Origin of the sequence: Undibacterium sp. Dicai25W (genome assembly GCF_049340505.1) — a bacterium.
Lineage (GTDB): Bacteria > Pseudomonadota > Gammaproteobacteria > Burkholderiales > Burkholderiaceae_D > Undibacterium > Undibacterium jejuense.
The window spans coordinates 434,586-455,253 of the sequence record NZ_JBMPOQ010000001.1 but is presented as its reverse complement, the minus strand read 5'-3'; the positions used below and the strand labels follow the sequence as shown (position 1 = coordinate 455,253).

Below are 20,668 nucleotides of genomic sequence, written 5' to 3'. Positions count from 1 at the left end.
TTTGTCTATTTCAAAATAACAACACGTCGCTGTTCCGTATTGAGGTGCATACTTTGTTCACCGTGATGAAAATGTATTTCGTCACCATCAACCAGGCGATATTCGGTGCCCTCTTTATCTATCCGGATGTTTAATGTGGCACGCTTAAAGTTAATTTGAAATTGACAGTGCTGCCACTGCTGAGGTAAATTGGGTGAAAAATGCAGTTCTCCGTTGATCACCCGCATACCGCCAAAGCCATAAGCGATACACATCCAGGTGCCTGCCATCGCAGCTGTATGAATGCCATGTTTGGTATTGCCATGCGTATCATCAAGATCGAGGCGGGCAGTTTCCATGAAATAAGAATAGGCTTTTTCGTGTTCACCAATTTCTGCTGCGATAATGCTAAAAATGCAGCTAGAAAGCGATGAATCATGCGTCGTTATTTTTTCGTAATAGTCGAAATTACGACGTTTTTCAGACAGTGTGAACTGATCGCTTTGCAATAACATTGCTAAAAGCAAATCAGCCTGCTTACAAACCTGATGGCGATAAATAACGAGGGGATGAAAATGTAGTAAGAGCGGATATTTATCATCCGTTGTATCTGAAAAATTCCATATTTTTTTACTCAGAAAGCTATCATCTTGGGCATGAATTTTTAACGCTTCGTCATACGGCAAGTACATGCTTTGCGCGGCTTTACGCCACGCGATGATTTCTTCATCTTGCAAGCCGATCTGTTTCTTAATCCGCGAGTAGTCAGCCGCAGATTCTTGCTGTAATTGTTCTACCAGACGCAAGGCAAACTCTAAGTGCGCTTTTGCCATCGCATTGGTGTAGTAATTATTATTCACTAACGCTGTGTACTCGTCGGGGCCGGTTACTTCATTGATGCAAAAAACCTCAGGTCGGCTTGTCGGATAATGCCCCAGACCTAGCCAAATACGCGCTGTTTCCCACACCATTTCGGCAGCGCCGTTCACGATAAAATCACTATCACCGGTGGCTTCAAGATATTGTTTGACCGCATAGGCAATATCGGCATTGATATGGTACTGCGCCGAGCCAGCGGGAAAATACGCCGAGCATTCTTCGCCTCCGATCGTCCGCCAAGGATAGAGCGCGCCTCGTTGATGACCCATTTCTCGCGCCCGCTGACGCGCATGCGCTAAACCGCGATAACGATATTCAAGAAGTTTTTTGGCTATTTCTGGCTTGCTATATAAGAAAAAAGGCAGGATGTAAATTTCGGTATCCCAGAAGTAATGCCCCTCATATCCCTCGCCACTTAAACCCTTAGCAGCGATATTAGTTTGTCCATCACGCCCGACCGATTGCAACAAATGAAATTGGTTAAAATGTATTCCCTGTTGCAGCGCCGGGTCGCCCGCAATCTCTACATCTGCTTTCTGCCAGAACGCATCCAAATACGCCGCTTGTTGTGTCGCCAGGTATTCAAACCCTTGCTCACATGCCCGCTCAAGATATTCAACACTACGTTGCATCAACTCGTTTGCAGGATAATCACGAGATGAGAAATAGCTACCAAATTTGCATAAGGACAGACATTGGCCTTGTTCAATCTGCGCACTGAAGTAGCGTTCTAGCACCTGCTGCTCGGCGCTACCATTGGTTTCTTCTGCTGCCCAATCCTCGCTGGCATGTGCAATGGCGCTCACGAGGTGAAATTCACTATGCGTCGTTTTATGCTCCATCGCCTGCATCGTTGGCGTATTTTGATACCGCTGGATCTTTAATGGCGGCGTGCTGATTTTAGAACCAACGCGCGGATCGTCCCCGGCTGCTAAATTTTGTACATTGGCGTCAAGTGTCGACACAAGACGTAATGTCGCATTGAAGTTCAGTGCCGTTACCCGATAGCGTATCGCGTACAAATGGCGCTCAACAAAACTCACGAGCCGTTCAGATTGCACCTCAATTTGACGCCCTTTGGGCGATTCCCAACGTACGATGCGCGTCAATATTCCGGTTTTAAAATCCAGCTCACGTTGATAACTGAGAATTCGCCCATTCGCCAGATTAAACACCTCATCCGCGAGCCACAACTCCAACCCTTTGCCATTCGGCAGGTTAAGCATAAAGTGATTATTTCTTGCCAATCCGAACGCATTTTCAGGGTACGTAATAGGTTCCGACTCATAAAAGCCATTGAGATAATTACCCTCTTGTGAACTACCCGCCGGACCGCAATATGACTCTTCATGCGTCCCACGCAGCCCTATCGTGCCATTGCCCTGCGCAAATAAACTCTCCAACAAATAGTTATTTTTAACATCGTAACTTCCTTCGGAAATTTTCCAGGAATCAAGCGCAAACGTGTGATGAGAATCAACAGGTAATGACACGGTAATTGTCTCTGTAATTGAAATTACGTTCATTGAAACAAAAAATGTTATCGATGTCAATTCAAATTAAATCAAAAAAAAATCCCGTTTTAATAGTTACATTTAAATTAATTTATATAAAGAAAGCGCAATAAAGATAACTAACTTATCCCCATGGTCTCTGCTGATGGCAGTCAAGCATATTCATCACAAGCAAAGTCAACATGAAATAATTTGGCAGCAAACAGGACGCTTTTTGAGAAGTAATCATTGAAATTAGCTATGTGCTTTGCCGAACAGAACCAATGCTGAACAACATGTAAAAGTAATTGCATGCGGTTCGAATTACAAGACGCACTTTGCCGACGGTTCGAAACAGGCTAAAAAATGCTACTCCTCACAATTAAAGGATTTAAAATGAAAATCGCAATCACATTGCTATTGGTAGGAGGCTCAATTGCCTTCGCTGCGCCCGTAATCGCAGCAACGGCCGAAGCCCATACAACCTATGATGCCGCAAAAAATAGCGCCGCTGCAGACTATAAAATTGCCAATGCGCGATGCGACGGAATGGCGGGAAATGCAAAAGATGTTTGTGTTGCGGAAGCTAAGGCTGCACGCATTCAAATCGAAGCCAATGCTAAAGCGGTGTACAAAGGTACTGTAAGTGAACGAAGCAATGCCCGCAAAGACATTGCAAATGCTAACTATGATGTAGATAAAGCTAAATGCGAAAACCAAGGTGGCAATCAAAAAGACGTATGTATTAAGCAAGCCAAGGCGACCATGAAGGCTGCCAAAGCCGACGCAACCGCTGATAAAAAAGTGATCGACGCGCGCACTGACGCACGCGATGATAAGCAAACAGCTAATTACAAAGTCGCAGTAGAGAAGTGCGATACACTATCTGGCGCAAGCAAAAATACTTGCATAGATTCTGCTAAAACAAAATACGGACAATAGTCGCATAGGCTAAAAAAAACGCAGTGCAGTAGCCGAAATTTAGGTAAAAAATGGCACTGCACAGCGACATTTTTCGCCAGCTTTTTGTTCCTTCTTTGAGCATGTATCCAACTTAAGCGGCGATGATCGATGCCCGGAATCTCTGGGAGCACTAACCAATAATTTTACGTTCTACAATTTGTTCCGTCATGAATAAAACATGCTTTGGAGAAGACAATGAACCTGCTTTTCAAAACGGCCTTTATGACCGCGACCCTGACTTTGTCAGCACAAGCGATGGCACAAATCACGCTTTATGAAAATAACGAATGGCGCGGACGTGTCTTTTCAACTTCACGTGAAATTGGCGATTTGAATCGGTATGGTTTCAATGATAAAGCCTCGTCAATCATTGTCGAGAATGGCCGCTGGGAAATATGCGATAACGCAGGTTTTGGAGGCAAATGCATGATTCTCCAAAAGGGGAATTATCCCTCTCTAAGTGCTATGGGCATGAATGACCGGATATCCTCAGTAAGGCCCGTCAATCATAACGATCACTACGATAATGAGGTGCCACAGCAAACAGGACCTGCATATGAATATCGCCGTCGTCCAGATGAAGATATTTTTCAGGCGCAAGTTACCTCAGTACATGCAGTGTACAGTGCTGCAGAACAGCGCTGCTGGACCGAACGTCAACAGGTTAATGAACCTTCCCATAACAATGTCGGTGGCGCAATCGTTGGAGGCATCCTCGGCGGCGTGCTTGGTCATCAGATAGGCGGCGGAACCGGTCGTGATATCGCCACTGCAGGCGGCGCCGTTGCGGGCGCAGTTCTTGGTTCCAACGTTGGGTCTAACTCTGGAGAAAGCTATTCAAAAAACGTTCAGCGTTGTCGGACGGTACCAAATCAAGAACCCGATTCATGGGACGTTACCTACGATTTTGGTGGTTATGAACACCGTATGCAAACACGCCATGCGCCAGGAGCGACCATTTCTGTGAACCGCAATGGTGAACCTCGGCAATAAAGTTTCTTCTGAAGTATTTGATAGCATAAAGATTGAGCATTATTGGGCTCACAGGAACTGAATAGAAACTATCAATAACAAATTCACGTTCAGCTTCGACAACATAATCAACTAGTCCTACGATTAAATCATGCTTAAGCTATCGATGAGATTGAATATCAAAATATATCAAACTTCAATTTAAAATTGAGGTTTCGCTCGGGTAATGCCACCGCGTTCTATCGCTTTGATTCAACACGTCCTACGTAAAAACTCCATTCTTCGCTACTAACCTCATTCGCGTTCGTTAGCGGATCCTTGATAAACGATAGGATTATTTTCAACACCAAAAATTCTTAGTTGCGTAGTAATCAATATTAATTCAGCTAAACTACGAACCTCCTTGTTTTGATATTACAGCACCGATAAACTTAGACGATGGAATCAGAAATCCGCAATTGGTCAGCAATTTCTTTGTTTCATTCACCCTTGAATACCAAGCGAAGAACTCCGGATTCTTGCATAGATAAAAGATGATTTTCATCAACGCAAGGCTGAGCAGCAAATACAAATATCGGCCAATTTTTCTGTGAATGCCTGGGTTATTTTCCCAAAGCAGGCAGATCGCACTCTCCGGACCATTCATACAGAATCAAAGAAAAAAAATTTTATCGACAACTTTGAGATGAACAGTATCTTGATAGTTTCTTTACAGACATCGGCTATTTTTTTGTAAATTCTTTGTACGTACTTTTGTATACTTAGACTGGCTCAGTCAATTAGTGACTTATGCCAACAATATGCCATATTTGTTCTGACAATCAGTCAATTATTTTTTCTCGTTATCCATATGAAACTTCAACCGACAATGTATCACTTGTGCGGTATGGCCATTGCTTACGGTATCGTTTTATTTTTACCGATGCTGGTTGATTTTATGTATGAATCTCAAACCGAATTAATGATGATCGGCTGGCTCAATATTGGATTGATAGTCATGGTCACAAAACGGATTCCTTTTCCTGCACCAGACAGAAAGCGTATCGATGTGATTGGCGCACTGAAAACCTTATGGTGGGCATTTTTCTGGCCAAATTATCTGGTGAAATAAATTGAGGCTTCTTGATAAAATCTATATAAATTCGCGCCAAAAATTAGCAACATCTTGAGTTCATACTTATTACGATAGAGGCCATATTCATTTTACTTAAAAGGTAAATTATGCGTCTCTCACAACTTAAATATCATGATGACCGTTCAATGCTCAGTGCCAGAGAGCGCTTTGAGAACGCGCAGAAATTAAAAACCCTTAAGGTCTATCTTTTGGTCGAAGTCATCGCAGTGGTATTGATCGCTTACCTGGCAACAAATCTCAGCTAAGGTACGTTGTTATGTTGTGCCACCGCGGCACTGACATAATCGTGCAAAAATATCCATGAGCACCTTGCGTTCACTCGTCGCTGGCTTTAGTTTAGCTGGGATATTTTTGCTGATGATCTGTAGCGCGGATATCGTAAGCAGAAAAAAAGCTGCACTCAAACATCCATTGCCAGCATTGCCAGGAATGTACTTTTCTGAGATCGAGAAAGATTCTCAAGCAGATTTGATAGTTCCCTACGCCACTGCGATAGCCAACACAAAAAGCATCAATCAGCGTAATGTAAATCCGCTGAATATCTCTCTGAATGAGGCGTTAGCCCAAGTCGCAAAAATTGCACGCTTGCGGCATATTGAACCTTCTGCGTTGAATGAGCTGGTGCGACAAAGCCAAATGCCTGCTGATGCAAGTCGTCGTGAGTATCAGGTGAATCTGCTTGTACTCAATCTCTGTCTTGATCTGTATGTCACCAACAAAGCAAACCATAAAGAAGATTTAAGTCTGACCCAGGTAAAGAAATCAGGCCGCTAGCCATTAATGCAATCCATGGTTATGCAATAGTAAATCGTTTCATTTGAACTCCTTGCCTCCCACCTATAAGCTTAAATCAAAATTAGTCTCCATTTTTACGCCACTTTTACAGGGCATCATCAGCATTTTAGAGATTCTTTACGTACATAGGGCTATCTTTAACAGGTCGCCAATAATCACTGAGCACAACATGAATCATACAAAATCAGCTTCACAGCAAGCGCGCTTTCCATGGAATAGCTATGGTAATAGTCAAAGTAATGCCGTCAACAGTACACCAAATTTCAGGACTAACAATAGGTCTAATGTCGCAGGGCCTAATGTCACAGCGCCTAATGTCACAGCGCCTAATGTCACAGCAGTGGCCTATCGCGTAAAACGTCACACCATACAACAGGATTTCATGATGCGCATCACAATAGACAGCGACAGCGCCAGTCAATTCAGGCATTTAATTCTCAACACTTGTGGTGAACAAGTAACCTTTATGCGCATGCAAGCAATTGAACATGCGAGCCGCCTTAAAGTCTGGCTATGTTTATCCAAGCCAATTGCCGACGAAATCATTCATGCAATTGTTAGTACCTTACCCAATGCAGAATTCGGTCGTATGACACCATTGAATACAGCATTACGTCACTGATTTCATAAAAAAATTAGAAACTTATTTGGTAACAAAGGTAGCAGCATGAGTATATTTGAAGGCATCTGGGTGCCAATCGTGACACCGTTCCGTCGACAAGAAGTTGATCTTAACGCGATACAAAAGCTTGCGGGAGATTTGTACAAATCCGGTGTCAACGGTATCGTCGTCTGTGGCACCACAGGAGAAGCCGCGATGTTAGACGAAGGCGAAAAAGCCCAAATCCTGGCAGCCATACAAGAGGTCGTCCCTTCGACGTTCCCTCTCGCTATGGGAATTCAAGGTAGCGATACTCGCAGTACTGCGGAAAAACTCACCAAATTAGAAAATTTTGGACAACCCCCAGCTGCTTACCTGATTTCTGCTCCAGCCTATGTAAAACCTTCACAGGAAGGCATACGTTTGCATTTTGAAGCGATGTGCGCAGCAACAAAGCTGCCTATCATCATCTATAACGTTCCATCCAGAACGGGCGTCAATATTGAGTTTGAAACAGTGAAAGCTCTATCGCAATATGGACAGCATGAGCAAATCCTGGCGATCAAAGAGTGCAACGGCAAACTGGAACAAACGGCGCGTCTGATCAAACAAACGAAATTACAAGTCTTATGCGGTGATGATGTCAGCCTGTTTGACTTTTTGTCGATAGGTGGTCATGGCGCGATCTCCGCTGCCGCACATTTACGTCCAGATTTATTTTCGTATCTACGACATTTGATCATTGCCGGAGAAACCTCCGCCGCCGTGCTGCTGTTTAATCAAATGCTGCCAATGATACGGCTGTTGTTTTGCGAACCGAATCCTGTGCCTATCAAAGCTGCTCTCTCATTGTTAGGCTATCTTCAAGAAGAATGCCGCCTGCCCATGACTCCCATGTCAAAAGTTGGAAAGCAGTTTCTGGCCAGAGAATTAGAAGTATTTATGGCAATCAAAAAGCCAGAAATAACACCACCAAAAGTCTCCTATGCGTATCACCCTGCATTAATCCACTAAGCGGCGCAGATCATGATCGTTACTATCACCAATGACAACGGGCAAATAGATCAATCAATGTTAGCTGACGCTCGCGCTACTTTGCGTGTCAGTTCTGGCAGAAGCGTGATGGTATATCCATGATTTCCATCACGTCCTTCGTCGTGTTACTTTTTGTATTGATCTCTTCATCCACAGTGAAAAATTTCAAGCTAAAAACTAACAAGGCCTCTGAGTTAGAACCGACAAGAACTTCCGGTGACCAAAACCGTTTATTTTTATTATCGATCCTGTTAATTGGTTTGATCTGTGCGTACGTCATTTCGTCGTTAGCTGTCTGGGACAAAACCAACCAGGCCAGCCTACAAATTGGTGCCGGCATCTTGCTGTTTTTACTCGCCATAAAGACCAATTTCACACCTCACATTAAAGAAAATATTCGACAACAACAAATCACCAGAATAGTAGAAAACACCGGCATGATGAGCGGCGTTGCAGTCTTAGTTTTGTTATGTATGTCGCAAAACAGCGGTCTGAATGATTACCTAATGAGCTTCTGTTCTATGGCAGCGGCGATTGTCATCTTCGAGCAATTTTCGAATAAATGGGGCCAATGCAACACATTTTTAATGCTGATATTAAGCATACAAAAAACCCTGGGATTACTGCTATGTGCAATTGCGATTGAAAAAATTCTGCGAGGATTACATCTGTATTTTTCTTGACTTTCTCAGCTTAATCAAGATGAATAAAAATCAGCTTGCATGACTCAAAAAGAGAAAATCCTGTTTGTGAATATCATTCTTTTTCTATGGAGAATCTGATGCTGGTCAATATCATTGCCAGTCCCGGCGAACTCTCTTATCTTTATGCCTCCGAGCTAAGCAAAACCTTGAGTCTGCAGCGTGCTAATGCAGGTCGCAATGTTCTTTTTGTTTCACAGAAACAACCCGTGTGGAATATCTACGAAGTAAAACATTATCCGACGCCGTACAACGTAGTATCTGGACATTTACTCACAGAGCTGGAACGGGTACGCCCCTATTACAACGATGTATTTGTAACCTCTCCTCTGCATCATCAGGTCGCTAAGCCGTTGAGCGAAATCAGCGATATGACAATTCTGAATACCGACGCTTCTTATCTGAGTCAAGAAAATTTAGAGAATTTAAGACAGCAAATAAAAGAAGAAAATTCATCCTCAAAAAAGCATACGCTGGTTATTGTCGTTAATTCCAATACTACTGACGATACCACCGACGCTAACGATTTAGCTAAAAATACGCAGTTATATCTCAAATCCATAAAGCAACATTTCTCAATTCAATTACTCTTTTATGGAAAGGGTAAAAGTCTCGACAGCATAGCGAAAGACTTGTATCAAATCGTATTCCGCAATCACGAAATCTGTCACATCAATCAGCATTAGTGATGAAGAAGCGATTTTTTCCGTGGCGAATATCGGAGATAGCAAAGTCCGACTGGAATAGTATGTAACTTGTCCATAGCCTGATCGCGACATTCTGTCCATGTGGCACCAATACCAATGATTTTTCCATAGAGGTGTTAAACCGTGTTGAACAAAATTCAGCCTCAAATATTTCTAAACTCTTCGCAGATCACGGAAACAACGATGCACATCAACTTCACTGCCATCAGATTTGCACGGCGCTACTTAACCATTTAGTATTTGAGGCGGAAAATTGCTCAAATGCATAGTACCTCCAACGCGATTCACTTTTCACTTTATTCTTTTTTCTCAACGCCTGCGGAAGTGAAGCTTAAACATGACCCAAAACCCAGCCACAAGCACTTCTTTTAAATCTACCGTTGTTGTCGCCATGGCTGCCATCGGCATTGTTTTTGGTGATCTTGGTACGAGCCCGCTCTATGCGTTACAGGCAGCGTTTGAAGGAAGCGCAGCGGTATTGCCAAACGTAGCTAATGTCACCGGCATCGTATCGCTCTTTTTGTGGTCATTAATATTGATGGTCAGTCTAAAATACGTGTTTGTATTAATGCGTGCTGACAATCGCGGAGAAGGCGGTATTCTGGCGCTCATGGCCTTATTGGTTGGCAATAGCACGACCGGTAAGTCAAAGAAAAAAACCATATGGATTTTATTAGCGCTGGTTGGCATGGCGATGCTATATGGTGACGGAGTGATTACGCCTGCGATATCAGTCTTGAGTGCGATTGAAGGGGTAGAAGTCGCGACGCCCGCTTTCCATCCTTATATAGTTCCACTGACGATTGTCATTCTGATTGGCTTATTCGCAATTCAACCCTATGGATCAGGCAAGGTGGGTGTGGCGTTCGGTCCGATTCTGCTACTCTGGTTTATCGTTATTGGTGCCATGGGGATCGTCTCAATATTTGAGACACCCGCAATATTGAAAGCGTTTAATCCTATTTATGGCGCAATCTTCTTCAAAGAGAACGGCGGTAAAGGCTTTATCGCTCTTGGCGCGGTGGTACTTTGTTTAACTGGTGGAGAAGCGCTGTACGCCGATATGGGACATTTTGGCCGCAAACCAATTCGTCTTGCATGGTACGCAGTCGCCTTGCCCGCATTGGCACTCAATTATCTGGGTCAGGGCGCTTTGCTGTTGCGTCAGCCAGCCGCAGCCAGTCGCCCATTCTATTCACTAGTACCAGATTGGGGTTTATATCCTATGGTGATTCTGGCGACATTAGCTACCATCGTAGCAGCACAGGCCTTAATAACTGCAGTATTTTCTTTAACCAGTCAGGCAAGTCATCTGGGACTTTCACCACGCGTTAAAACCGTGCACACTTCTGACAGTACCGTTGGTCAAATTTACTTGCCAGGACTGAATTGGGTATTAATGCTGGGTACGATTGCCGTAGTGTTGATGTTCCCCTCCTCCGCGCAATTAGCGGCGGCCTTCGGACTTGCCGTATCGACGACGATGGCGATTACGACGGTCTTATTTACCGCACTGGCAAAAAGCCGCTGGAAGTGGTCTAACTGGAAAATTGCCGCCGTTGCCGGCGTCTTCTTCACCATCGACCTCGCGTTCGTTGGTGCAAATAGCTTGAAATTTATGGAAGGTGGTTGGTTATCAGTCCTCATCGGTACTGGTGTTTTACTGATTACCTATAGCTGGTTCAGAGGTAGCTCGGTACTGTATTCTTTGCGTGATAACTCAGGTATCAGCCTTGAAAGTCTGGTTGAAAGCCTTGCAATATCACCTCCATATCAAGTCAAAGGAACAGCCGTGTTTTTGACTGAACAAATAGTCAACGTACCAACCGTATTATTCCACCACCTGAAACACAATCAGGTCTTGCACGAAAAAACGATTATATTGACTTTAAAAACCGATGAAACTCCACGAGTTGATGATAATGAACGATTGGTGATTAATGAATTACAACTTGGTTTCATCCGCATCGTAGCCCGGCATGGTTATATGGAAGAACCAAATGTCCCACGCATGTTGGAACTCGCAGAGCTAAAAACAGGACACCATTTTTTTGATGAGATGACTACGTCGTTCTATCTCGGTCATGAGACGCTGGTCATCAATGAGGGTAGCGGCAACTTACTTCGTCGGCTGATATTGAATATATTTATATGGTTTCGAAAAAACGAAAATGATGCCACTTCACGCTACCACATTCCGCCTAACCGTGTAGTCGAGATGGGGGCAAGATTAGAACTGAGTGAAGCACGCTAATTCAACACAACATAGTTATTCAGTTTTAGATCGATCTTCCTTAATGCACTTAAAAGTGTTGATGGGGCAACTCAATCGTTGCCCTTTCTGCGCATAATGTAAAGCCAAACTCGTCACCACATGGTAACGTTCTGCCATATGCAGAATAGCAATAAAATGGACGCTTTCCTTCCCAAACGGCATCGCAACGTGTCGGAACGAGCACGGGTTGCCGCCTCCCTACGCAATGAATAAGCTGCGATCAGCAAGGCATGACGACGCAGACAGTACTTTAGTACGGCAAGGAGTCATAACGCAGTTAGGGCGGTTTTATATTTCCGGATAGAGGGCTTACGTAAAATCGTCCCAGCAAGGCATGACGACGTAGACAGTACTTTAGTACGGCAAGGAGTCATAACGCAGTTGGGGCGGTTTTACGTAAGTCCTCTTGGTTTAAAATCAATTAATCTGCCATAATCAACACCACTGCCATTGCCCCACAGATCGCCCCGCAATACTGAAAGAACCGGAATGCCAAATCAGCCGAAGACCGCAAAAAAAACCGACACCAACCGCACGATGGAAGATTTAGCGGCGCTCGCTGGGGTCTCGTCGATCACCGTTTCTCGCGCCTTGCGAAATAGCCCCTTGGTTACGGAAAAAACCCGTGAAAAAATTCAACAAATTGCTGAAGCACAAGGCTATCGCCTGAACTTGAGCGCCCGCAATCTGCGCCTGCGTAGCAGTTATTCGATCGCGGTTGTGGTTGAAATGACGCCAGCTAAAGATCGTCCTATGTCGGGCTCTTATCCTTTGGAATTATTAGGCGGAATCACGCAAGAGTTGACTTCTGCCGGGTACAGTGCGGTACTGACGTCCAAACAACTGATTAATACCTCACCGGTGCAAGGTGCGGATGGAATTATTCTGCTTGGTCAGGGTTCGCATGGCGAAGCGCTAAAAGAAATACAGAAATGTGGTTTGCCGCTATTGGTCTGGGGTGCGCCACACAAGGATTTTACTTGTATCGTCGTCGGTAGTGATAATTATGCTGGCGGTGCCAGTGTTGCTGAATATTTTCTTGCAGATGGTCGCAAGAAATTTCTTTTTCTTGGCGATATTAACCACGCTGAAATCGAACAGCGATATTTAGGGTTTGAACATATTGTTGCGCAATCTGGTTGGCAAGTTGAGAAGATGCAACCAACTGCGTTCACTTTTGAAGCTGGTTACGATTGCTTACTTCAACAATTACAAGCACCAAATTTTCCGTTCGATGGCATTTTTGCTGCCAGTGATTTACTGGCGATGGGAGCGATCCGTGCTTTAACTGAACACGGCTTAGATATTCCTAAACAGGTTTCAGTGGTTGGCTATGACGACATTCCTAGTGCGGCTAGTTTTGTCCCTCCACTGACCAGTGTGCATCAATACCTGCACGATGGCGGCGTTCTGCTGGCGAAAAAAATTCTGTCGCTGATTCAAGGAGAGCATGTTGAATCGGAGATGTTACCGACTTTGTTAGTAAAACGTGAAACCTGACAGTTGGCATAAAAAATCTTAAGACACAGTAATAAATGGCGACTTTAAAATTCATGTTGCCTTGCATCCTGTATCGTTGTTTGCGATATGAATAAATACCAATTTTTAAAAATTAAAGGAATATACCAAAATAATCAATAACTTAGCTAGTTGTAACAAAGTATAATAACGCTACTCAAGTAGTCCACTTTGCAAGATAATAATATTTCCTATAAGAAAAATAATGTAGCTTTGCGATTTCAGTTGACGTAGAGAATTTGAATTTTTTTGCTTCAGCTTGCCTGGTTCCACATGACATTAAGACATACCATCATCACGACTGAAACTGGATTCGATGCACTCGCGTCAGATTGGCGCACGCTTGAAGCTGAAATTCCTGATTTGCTGCCGTTTCAAACATTCGACTGGAATCGCCTGTGGTGGCGTTTTTTCTCAGATACTTCTTTGTTTCACCGCGATGAACTAGCTATTTGTGCGATGTATGAAAATGAAAAACTGGTTGCGGTAATGCCATTATGCAATACCCACATAGGTTTTTACCGGTTTCATGTTTATCGTTATGTCCGTCCGTTCGGTGCTGATCCCAATTTAACCGAACTTAGATTACCTCTTGCATTGCCAGCATATAAAGATAGCATTTTGCGATTTTGGGAGACCATGTCGAGGCAAGAAATAGTTGGCCTGGCGGAGTTTCAATTGATTCATACGCAGGCGCATGCTGAACATTTTTTGACGCATAATCAAGAAATACATCCTTTAAGTAGTCGTACTATTCCTAATTTTGTTCTCCACCTGAACGACGATTGGCACACATTTAAAACGAAGCTCAAGCGTAATATCAAAGAATCACTCAGGCACTGCTACAACTCATTAAAACGTGATCAGTTACATCCAGAATTAAAGCTGATCGATGGTTCAGAAAATCTGAAGCTAAACATCACAAAGTTTTTTGCCTTACACACTGCGCGCGCTTCAGCGGATGCTGATGTGTCACATCCTGACTATTTTGCAAAAGCTCAACACAAGGATTTTATCCTTGCACTTCTTGATTCTGAGTTTTCCCGTCGTTGTATCCTGTTTAGCCTGGAATTAAATGGCGAACCTGTCGCTATGCGCTTGGGCTTTAAAATGAACGATGAGTTGTATTTATACTACTCAGGCTATGATCTCACTTATAGCAAATATAGCGTGATGACCACATTGGTTGCAGAAACCATTCAATGGGCGATAACGCAAAAAATTCAACGCATTAATTTGTCTGTTGGAGAAGATGTTTCAAAGACCCGCTGGGGCCCTGAGGTGATCAATTATGTGGAATATCATTGTGTGAGAAATAATTTTCTACGACGCACTTTTGGACAACATATATACCGCTTGCGACAATGGCGAAAAAATACCCTGCTCAGAAAATTAAATCAGGCCTGAGAATATCAATTATCTATCCCAGATACCAATCAGTAAGAGCAACATAGCCATCCTGGCAAGCGACAACCACCGTTAATCCACTCGTCTGAACAACTTGCCCGGCTTGATGGGTATGTGGCTCATCCCAGGCATAACCGGCTTTGACAAAAAGTCGTTTCTGATTGACGTAGGCAATGCACTCCAAAAGACCAAAGGCTCGCAATTGCTTTTTGATGACATAAGCAGACTGATAAAAATCTAAGGTTCTGTCTTCATCTTTAAACAGTGGCCAGTATTCACCTTCGGTCTGCGGTTTTGCACTTTGCCACAAATTGATAAAGTTTAATGCCACGCGCAAACCCAGACGAGCTTCTGCCATCTGTAATTTGATACTCAGGCTTTCGTGCGTATCGTACTCGTCGAGGGAAAAATTTTCGCTATCAAGAATTGCACCTGCATCAAACTCGTATTCTATTTTGTGGCAAGTCACCGCCCATCGCTGATGCTTTTCTAAAATCGCTTTAACCTGAGGATAAGGTCCACGTCCAAGCGGGAGTGGCGCTGGATGGAAGTTAATCGCAAACGGCAAACTAGAACGCCAGTCAGGTATGCGCCAATTGTAGCTGCCAACCACCAGCAAATCACACCCTACATCTTTTAACGCGGCTAACTCTTGCTCATTGATGCGAGATAGCTGAATAGGAATTTTATTTAGCTGCGACAAAGCCACTATTGCCTTGTTACTGCTCAAAAGATTAATTTCAGGAACGGAAAAAAGTTTGACAGGTTGCCATCCTGCCTGCATCAGCATTTCAAATAATTTAAGGTTTCTGTCACAACCGGCAAATGCAAAGCGCATGATTTTCTCGTTCTTTGGGCGCAGACGCGACGGCCCCATACTCTGCTCATCCCAACACTAAATTTTTGCACTTAGCGCCGTTGGCATCATCGTTATGATGCTTCATTTACCTGCTTGTCTTGTAACTTTTTGGATCGGCATGTATAAAAGCTTTTATGTTCCCGAGACCATTACATGAAGCTAAGTTTATGATCGACAATTAGCCTTTGACGAAATACCAATCATTGAAAACGACAAAGCCGTCTTTGCATGCAATCACAATGTTAGACGCATATTCATGCGCCACCTGACCAATCGCTAAATTATGCGGCTCAAACCACGCATAGCCGCTTTTCACGCGGGCTTCCTGATGATTGACTCTCGCACAGCATTCAAGCTTGCCAAAAGCCTGTAATTGCAAGCGTATCTGATGCACAGAAGTAGCGAAATCGATGGTGCGATCAGCCGCTGAAAACAAGGGCCAATAATCGCCCTCTGACTGTATGCTAGCTGCGTCCCATAAAGCACCGAATTTCTGACCAATCTGTGCCGCTAGTTGGGCGGCAGCGATTTGAATTTTAATATTCAAACTTTCATGCGTATCAAATTGATCGATTGCAAATGTCTGGGCTGCAAGAATTGCCCCTGTATCATAGGTGGCGTCGATCCGATGACAAGTGACCGCCCAGTGGCGATGTTCGTGCAAAATCGCATTTACTAAAGGATATGGACCCCGTCCTATTGGCAATGGCGATGGATGAAAATTGATTGCATACGGCAAATGCTCATTCCAGTCAGGAATTTTATAGTTGTAACTACCAACGACCAAAATATCGCAAGCAAGCGCTTCCAGCGCCAGCAAATCATGTGGGCGCAAGGGATCGAGTTGCAATGAGATGTGATGATCGTTAGCACAAGCGAGCAGAGCGCCGTGATAAGCAATGCCTTCTTGTTCAGGAACAGAGAAAATTTTGACTGGTTGCCACGATGCAGCAACCAGTGCCTCGAAGATGCTCAGATTTCTATCGCAACCTGCAAAAGCAAAGCGCATAAAATAAGCTCAAAGTGAATGACGGTTTTGCGAAAATACAGACATCAATTTAACCAACTCCCCCGCTTTATCTTCACATGTAAGCGCGATCATTGCCATCACTTACAATACCCGATAAGCGAGACGATCAAGTCGGACGGAACTTAAACGTGCAAGCAACTTGCGCACTTCATGCGGATAGTCGCGCACCTTCTCCAACTGGCGATAATGGGTAATCACCGAAGTATGTTGGATGATACTCACCAGTTCGGCATTTCTCTGGATTTGCAATTGATGCTGAGGATCGTGGATCAACAACGCATTTTCCAAATCTAGTCGAAAAGCACGTGGATTAAGGTTATTCCCTGTCATTAACGCATAATCGTCATCAATCCACATCCCCTTCAGGTGATAGGTATTATCCCCGTCCTTCCACAAGTGCAAATTCAATTGCTGATGTTTGATTTCTGACTGATGTGATTTCGCAAAACGACGCAGATTCGCTTCGTACAAATACGGTAGCGCGGCAATCACCTTGAACGGCTGATCGGGTGGAATGTAAAAATCATTTGCTGCCTTATCACCGACGATGATATCGACCTTCACACCACGCTTTAAAGCGCGATTGATTTCCCGTGTGACAGCTAACGGGAAATTAAAATACGGTGTGCAAATCGTAATTTGTTTTTTACTTGCGGCGAGCAACTGGCATATCACGCGATTAAGCGGATTATTTTTACCAACACCAACCAGTGGCGACACACTCAATGCGTCAGTGTTTTGCTTAATATCTGCATCAAAACTGTAACGTGCTTTTTTTAAATTCGCCCGAAAATCGCGTATTTCAGCACGAATACTGCGCGTGCCTGGTGAATCAATTCTATCTAAGCGATGAACCGCAGCACTACACAATAAATGCCGGCGAATGAAGTCCACCATCGTGTTCGCCAAGGTCGCATTTTGGATCAGCAGATAGCGATCATGCCGGTATTTTTGTTGTTGATGCAAATAGACATTATTGATACTGGCGCCGCTATAAATGACACCGTCATCAATGACAAATCCCTTTAAGTGCAAAACGCCAAACAATTCGCTGGTCTGCACCGGAATGCCGTAAATGGGTATGCATCCTTGATGTAGGGCGCTTTGTTCCTGATACCAGGCGGCATTGCCCATCATCTTACCAACTTGCTTTGCTTCACCGATCAAGCCACGCTGTGCCCTGTGCCAATCTACCAATAATGCGATATCCAGAGCGGGACGTGCTGCTTTTGCAGCGTACAAGGCGGCCAACACTTCAGCACCTGCTTCATCATGTTGCAGATAAAGGCTGCATAAGTAAATCCGGTGCTTCGCTTTGGAAATTTGCTTCAGTAATTCTTGGCGATACTCTGTCGCACTCAGCAAGGTCTTGACCGATTCCGGCTTCAATGGAATAGCGGGTAATTGCTCAAGTGCAGAACGAGGACGTTGGAAGCGCATAGCGGAATCGTTAGTTAAAAACACGCTGATAGTAGCATTGTGACTGAGGCTAAAACAGTCTCCACGCAAAAAAATTGTCTTTTTTAATACAAATTAACGGCGGCGCCAGACTTGCCACCGTTCTTTGCCAGCAAACACGGGAATGGAGTCAGAAACTGAACTGTCCTCTAACATCTCAAAATACGGCTCAAGCAGTTCTTTCCAGCGTTCGCTATGAATAGAAAATGGTGGTCCTTTCTTACTGGCGTCAGCCGCATCATCAAAAAAGAAATAGCCAGCCAATAAACCATCAGCGGGTAGCAATTGCGACCAGCAATTCACAATTTGTGGACGCAAATCCGGTGGTAAGGCACAGAAAAAAGCACGCTCATAAATCAGCTCCAAAGGCTGTTTGGGTACATAGGTGAAAAAGTCTGCCAGAACGATATGCTTACCCAAACTACCTAAGGCTAACTGGGCACTCTTCACGGCTGCGGGTGAAAAATCAATGGCAGTGACATCCCACCCTTTTTCAGCTAACAATGTCACTTCATAGGCGTTACCACAACCGGGTATCAGACAATGTAGCGCAGCAGGTCTGGACGCCACAAAATCTCTGAAATTTTGCGGTACACCACCATTGTCCCAAGGCATAAAATTTTTCTCAAAACGTTCATCCCAAAAGTCTGGATTGGTAGGATCGCGTTGCATAAAATTTGCCATGATCGTCCGCTTATTCGACGAAATAAAAATGCAGCAATAATTGTGCGGCAATAATACCGATGAATAATCCAGCACCAAAATAGACGATCACGCGCAATAGATTATTGGTGCGACGCTGTTCAATCAGCAATGCATTTAATGCGTCTGAATTGTCAGTTCGCTCGCCAATTCTGGTCAATGCCTGATGCGCCAGACGTGGTAACTGCGGGAAGATATGGCTGTAACGTGGACCTTCTGCTTTCAGTTTATCCAACAAACCGCGCCAGCCTACCTGCTCATTCATCCAGCGTTCCAGATAAGGTTTCGCGGTTTTCCATAAATCCAGATCGGGATCCAGCTGCCGTCCTAGTCCTTCAATATTCAATAAAGTTTTTTGCAGCAACACCAATTGCGGCTGAACCTCAACATTGAAGCGACGTGATGTCTGGAACAGGCGCAATAGCACTTGTCCAAATGAAATGTCCTTCAATGGACGATCAAAAATCGGTTCACAGCAAGCACGTACCGCCGCTTCTAATTCGTCTACGCGGGTTTCTTTTGGCGCCCAGCCTGACTCAATATGCGCTTCAGCAACGCGCTTATAATCGCGACGGAAAAACGCTAAAAAGTTTTGCGATAAATAGTCTTTGTCAAAATCATTCAAGGTACCAACGATACCAAAATCGAGTGCAATATAACGACCAAACGTTGCCGGATCGGTCGACACCAGAATATTTCCGGGGTGCATATCAGCATGAAAAAAACCATCACGAAAAATTTGCGTAAAGAATATCGTCACACCATCACGCGATAGTTTTGACATATCAACACCGGCTTCGCGCAAGCGTTCTGTTTGCGAAATCGGAATACCCTTCATCCGTTCCATCACAATGACAGAGGATGAACAATAATCCCAATGCATTTCGGGCACCAGCAGTAAGTCAGAATCCAGGAAGTTACGGCGCAACTGACTACCATTGGCAGCCTCACGCATCAGATCCAATTCGTCGTGCAAATATTTGTCAAACTCGCCGACCACTTCGCGCGCTTTTAAGCGTTTGCCATCTGCCCACAAGGTTTCTAACCACCCAGCGGCCACCTGCATCAAGGCAACGTCTTTATCTATCGTGTCCTTCATACCAGGACGCAGAACTTTGACGGCCACTTCACGTCCATCTTTGAGCGTGGCAAAGTGAACCTGAGCAATCGATGCAGAAGCGACGGGAATGCGCTCGAAGCTGGCAAATAATTCATCCGGATGCGCGCCTAGCGATTTTTTTATTTGGGCAATCGCCAGATCAGGATCAAATGACGGAACGCGGTCTTGCAGCTTAGATAGCTCATCAGCGATATCTGGCGGCATCAAGTCACGACGTGTTGAAAGCACCTGACCAAATTTAACGAAAATCGGTCCCAGATCTTCTAACGCCTTGCGCAGACGCTCGCCCCGGGGCGCGGATAAATCACGCCAGAACAACAAGGTTTCTACGAATTTTGCAGTGCGAGGAATTTTAAGACCCGAGATCGCAATCTCGTCGATACCATAACGCAGCGTTACACGGACTATTTTTATTAAGCGCAAAAATTTGAAAATCATCCACGCATCCTTTCTAGTTTTTCGATGCGCTTGATCAAACGTTCAACATCATCGCGAGTTTTATTTATCAGAGTTCCAAAAGAATTTACTTCAGCTGGGCGTACCAGCAAAGGGTTTTCTTCGAGAAAATATTCCGCCAGATTTTCCTGGATTTTTTGATGCGTTTCTTGTGCAGTTTTGGCCAGATACTTAGCTCCAGAAACCATACGCACAGCCGCGACATCACCGAACAATTTACTTAAATCTGACTCGGCTTCCCAGCGTAAATTTTGACTTACATAAGAAATTGTATTGGCAAAGTCAGCATCGCCTTCGATTTTTACATACGAAAAGGCTTTTTCGCGATTCTGTGCCATCAAGGGTAAATCACTGGGTTTAACGCGTATCGTCACATCAGGTGTGGTGGATGCTTCAGCATTTTCTAATAAGCCATCCGCAGCCACTTTTAAGCGTATTTGCATTACTTGTATATCAATACAAGCGATTTTTCCAGCGTGCGGAAGAAGTTTATCTCTGGCCCATTTTTCTTGTGCCAGCAAATGATTAATAAAGGGTGCGCTTGAGATCATATCGGGTTGAAAAGACGATAGCAAAATGGTTC

Annotated in this window: 19 protein-coding genes; 12 read left to right on the top strand and 7 right to left on the bottom strand. The window is 44.2% G+C overall.

The window, feature by feature from the left end:
- Positions 1-5: 5 nt before the first annotated feature.
- Positions 6-2,351, bottom strand: a complete 2,346-nt coding sequence (locus ACO0KY_RS02185) for a glycoside hydrolase family 65 protein (RefSeq protein ID WP_423043829.1) — start codon at positions 2,349-2,351, stop codon at positions 6-8.
- 396 nt (positions 2,352-2,747) lie between these two features.
- Here ACO0KY_RS02185 and ACO0KY_RS02180 point away from each other — a divergent pair, with 396 nt between their 5' ends.
- From ACO0KY_RS02180 to ACO0KY_RS02125, 12 genes are all read left to right on the top strand, one after another.
- The gene (locus ACO0KY_RS02180) at positions 2,748-3,293 is read left to right on the top strand and encodes a hypothetical protein (protein ID WP_423043827.1); all 546 of its coding nucleotides are present in this window, start codon (positions 2,748-2,750) and stop codon (positions 3,291-3,293) included.
- A 216-nt stretch (positions 3,294-3,509) separates the two neighbouring features.
- Entirely contained in the window at positions 3,510-4,307 is a 798-nt protein-coding gene (locus tag ACO0KY_RS02175) for a beta/gamma crystallin-related protein (protein ID WP_423043825.1), read from the top strand.
- 829 nt (positions 4,308-5,136) lie between these two features.
- On the top strand, positions 5,137-5,397 hold the full coding sequence (locus ACO0KY_RS02170; RefSeq protein ID WP_186911111.1) for a hypothetical protein: 261 nt from the start codon (positions 5,137-5,139) through the stop codon (positions 5,395-5,397).
- A gap of 110 nt (positions 5,398-5,507) precedes the next feature.
- Entirely contained in the window at positions 5,508-5,666 is a 159-nt protein-coding gene (locus ACO0KY_RS02165) for a hypothetical protein (RefSeq protein WP_186911112.1), read from the top strand.
- Between the two features lie 55 nt (positions 5,667-5,721).
- Positions 5,722-6,195 (top strand): potassium-transporting ATPase subunit C, encoded by a 474-nt coding sequence (locus ACO0KY_RS02160; protein WP_423043823.1) that lies wholly within the window; start codon positions 5,722-5,724, stop codon positions 6,193-6,195.
- Positions 6,196-6,385: 190 nt separating this feature from the next.
- A complete protein-coding gene (locus tag ACO0KY_RS02155; protein WP_423043821.1) occupies positions 6,386-6,838 on the top strand; it encodes a hypothetical protein in 453 nt (150 codons plus the stop codon).
- 45 nt (positions 6,839-6,883) lie between these two features.
- A complete protein-coding gene (gene dapA, locus ACO0KY_RS02150) occupies positions 6,884-7,831 on the top strand; it encodes a 4-hydroxy-tetrahydrodipicolinate synthase (protein ID WP_186911115.1) in 948 nt (315 codons plus the stop codon).
- Positions 7,832-7,950: 119 nt separating this feature from the next.
- Positions 7,951-8,535: a hypothetical protein gene (locus tag ACO0KY_RS02145; RefSeq protein ID WP_423043819.1), complete on the top strand. Its 585-nt coding sequence runs from the start codon at positions 7,951-7,953 to the stop codon at positions 8,533-8,535.
- 98 nt (positions 8,536-8,633) lie between these two features.
- The gene (locus ACO0KY_RS02140; RefSeq protein WP_423043817.1) at positions 8,634-9,239 is read left to right on the top strand and encodes a hypothetical protein; all 606 of its coding nucleotides are present in this window, start codon (positions 8,634-8,636) and stop codon (positions 9,237-9,239) included.
- Between the two features lie 358 nt (positions 9,240-9,597).
- Complete coding sequence (locus ACO0KY_RS02135; protein WP_423043815.1) at positions 9,598-11,514, top strand: potassium transporter Kup; 1,917 nt, start codon at positions 9,598-9,600, stop codon at positions 11,512-11,514.
- A 510-nt stretch (positions 11,515-12,024) separates the two neighbouring features.
- Positions 12,025-13,035, top strand: coding sequence for a LacI family DNA-binding transcriptional regulator (locus tag ACO0KY_RS02130; RefSeq protein WP_423043813.1), 1,011 nt, complete (start codon positions 12,025-12,027; stop codon positions 13,033-13,035).
- 291 nt (positions 13,036-13,326) lie between these two features.
- Complete coding sequence (locus ACO0KY_RS02125) at positions 13,327-14,460, top strand: GNAT family N-acetyltransferase (protein ID WP_423043811.1); 1,134 nt, start codon at positions 13,327-13,329, stop codon at positions 14,458-14,460.
- 13 nt (positions 14,461-14,473) lie between these two features.
- Here the strand turns inward: ACO0KY_RS02125 and ACO0KY_RS02120 are convergent, their stop codons facing one another.
- From ACO0KY_RS02120 to ACO0KY_RS02095, 6 genes are all read right to left on the bottom strand, one after another.
- Positions 14,474-15,298 (bottom strand): formyltransferase family protein, encoded by an 825-nt coding sequence (locus tag ACO0KY_RS02120; protein ID WP_422992008.1) that lies wholly within the window; start codon positions 15,296-15,298, stop codon positions 14,474-14,476.
- A gap of 199 nt (positions 15,299-15,497) precedes the next feature.
- Entirely contained in the window at positions 15,498-16,328 is an 831-nt protein-coding gene (locus ACO0KY_RS02115) for a formyltransferase family protein (protein WP_423043809.1), read from the bottom strand.
- 102 nt (positions 16,329-16,430) lie between these two features.
- Positions 16,431-17,789 (bottom strand): CDP-diacylglycerol--serine O-phosphatidyltransferase, encoded by a 1,359-nt coding sequence (gene pssA, locus ACO0KY_RS02110; protein WP_422992006.1) that lies wholly within the window; start codon positions 17,787-17,789, stop codon positions 16,431-16,433.
- A 93-nt stretch (positions 17,790-17,882) separates the two neighbouring features.
- Positions 17,883-18,491, bottom strand: a complete 609-nt coding sequence (locus ACO0KY_RS02105) for a methyltransferase domain-containing protein (RefSeq protein WP_422992004.1) — start codon at positions 18,489-18,491, stop codon at positions 17,883-17,885.
- Positions 18,492-18,501: 10 nt separating this feature from the next.
- A complete protein-coding gene (gene ubiB / locus ACO0KY_RS02100) occupies positions 18,502-20,067 on the bottom strand; it encodes a ubiquinone biosynthesis regulatory protein kinase UbiB (RefSeq protein WP_422992002.1) in 1,566 nt (521 codons plus the stop codon).
- Entirely contained in the window at positions 20,064-20,636 is a 573-nt protein-coding gene (locus ACO0KY_RS02095; RefSeq protein WP_186911245.1) for a ubiquinone biosynthesis accessory factor UbiJ, read from the bottom strand. The genes ubiB and ACO0KY_RS02095 overlap by 4 nt, the downstream gene beginning before the upstream one ends.
- Positions 20,637-20,668 lie beyond the last annotated feature (32 nt).

Bases quoted from the DNA above. Each gene is read 5' to 3' on its own strand.
- ACO0KY_RS02160 (WP_423043823.1), top strand. From the start codon at position 5,722: ATGAGCACCTTGCGTTCACTCGTCGCTGGCTTTAGTTTAGCTGGGATA.
- ACO0KY_RS02180 (WP_423043827.1), top strand. From the start codon at position 2,748: ATGAAAATCGCAATCACATTGCTATTGGTAGGAGGCTCAATTGCCTTC.
- ACO0KY_RS02125 (WP_423043811.1), top strand. From the start codon at position 13,327: ATGACATTAAGACATACCATCATCACGACTGAAACTGGATTCGATGCA.
- ACO0KY_RS02105 (WP_422992004.1), bottom strand. From the start codon at position 18,491: ATGGCAAATTTTATGCAACGCGATCCTACCAATCCAGACTTTTGGGAT.
- ACO0KY_RS02095 (WP_186911245.1), bottom strand. From the start codon at position 20,636: ATGATCTCAAGCGCACCCTTTATTAATCATTTGCTGGCACAAGAAAAA.
- ACO0KY_RS02155 (WP_423043821.1), top strand. From the start codon at position 6,386: ATGAATCATACAAAATCAGCTTCACAGCAAGCGCGCTTTCCATGGAAT.
- ACO0KY_RS02165 (WP_186911112.1), top strand. From the start codon at position 5,508: ATGCGTCTCTCACAACTTAAATATCATGATGACCGTTCAATGCTCAGT.
- ACO0KY_RS02175 (WP_423043825.1), top strand. From the start codon at position 3,510: ATGAACCTGCTTTTCAAAACGGCCTTTATGACCGCGACCCTGACTTTG.
- ubiB (WP_422992002.1), bottom strand. From the start codon at position 20,067: ATGATTTTCAAATTTTTGCGCTTAATAAAAATAGTCCGTGTAACGCTG.
- ACO0KY_RS02130 (WP_423043813.1), top strand. From the start codon at position 12,025: ATGCCAAATCAGCCGAAGACCGCAAAAAAAACCGACACCAACCGCACG.
- ACO0KY_RS02120 (WP_422992008.1), bottom strand. From the start codon at position 15,298: ATGCGCTTTGCATTTGCCGGTTGTGACAGAAACCTTAAATTATTTGAA.
- ACO0KY_RS02145 (WP_423043819.1), top strand. From the start codon at position 7,951: ATGATTTCCATCACGTCCTTCGTCGTGTTACTTTTTGTATTGATCTCT.
- ACO0KY_RS02115 (WP_423043809.1), bottom strand. From the start codon at position 16,328: ATGCGCTTTGCTTTTGCAGGTTGCGATAGAAATCTGAGCATCTTCGAG.
- ACO0KY_RS02135 (WP_423043815.1), top strand. From the start codon at position 9,598: ATGACCCAAAACCCAGCCACAAGCACTTCTTTTAAATCTACCGTTGTT.
- ACO0KY_RS02170 (WP_186911111.1), top strand. From the start codon at position 5,137: ATGAAACTTCAACCGACAATGTATCACTTGTGCGGTATGGCCATTGCT.
- dapA (WP_186911115.1), top strand. From the start codon at position 6,884: ATGAGTATATTTGAAGGCATCTGGGTGCCAATCGTGACACCGTTCCGT.
- ACO0KY_RS02140 (WP_423043817.1), top strand. From the start codon at position 8,634: ATGCTGGTCAATATCATTGCCAGTCCCGGCGAACTCTCTTATCTTTAT.
- pssA (WP_422992006.1), bottom strand. From the start codon at position 17,789: ATGCGCTTCCAACGTCCTCGTTCTGCACTTGAGCAATTACCCGCTATT.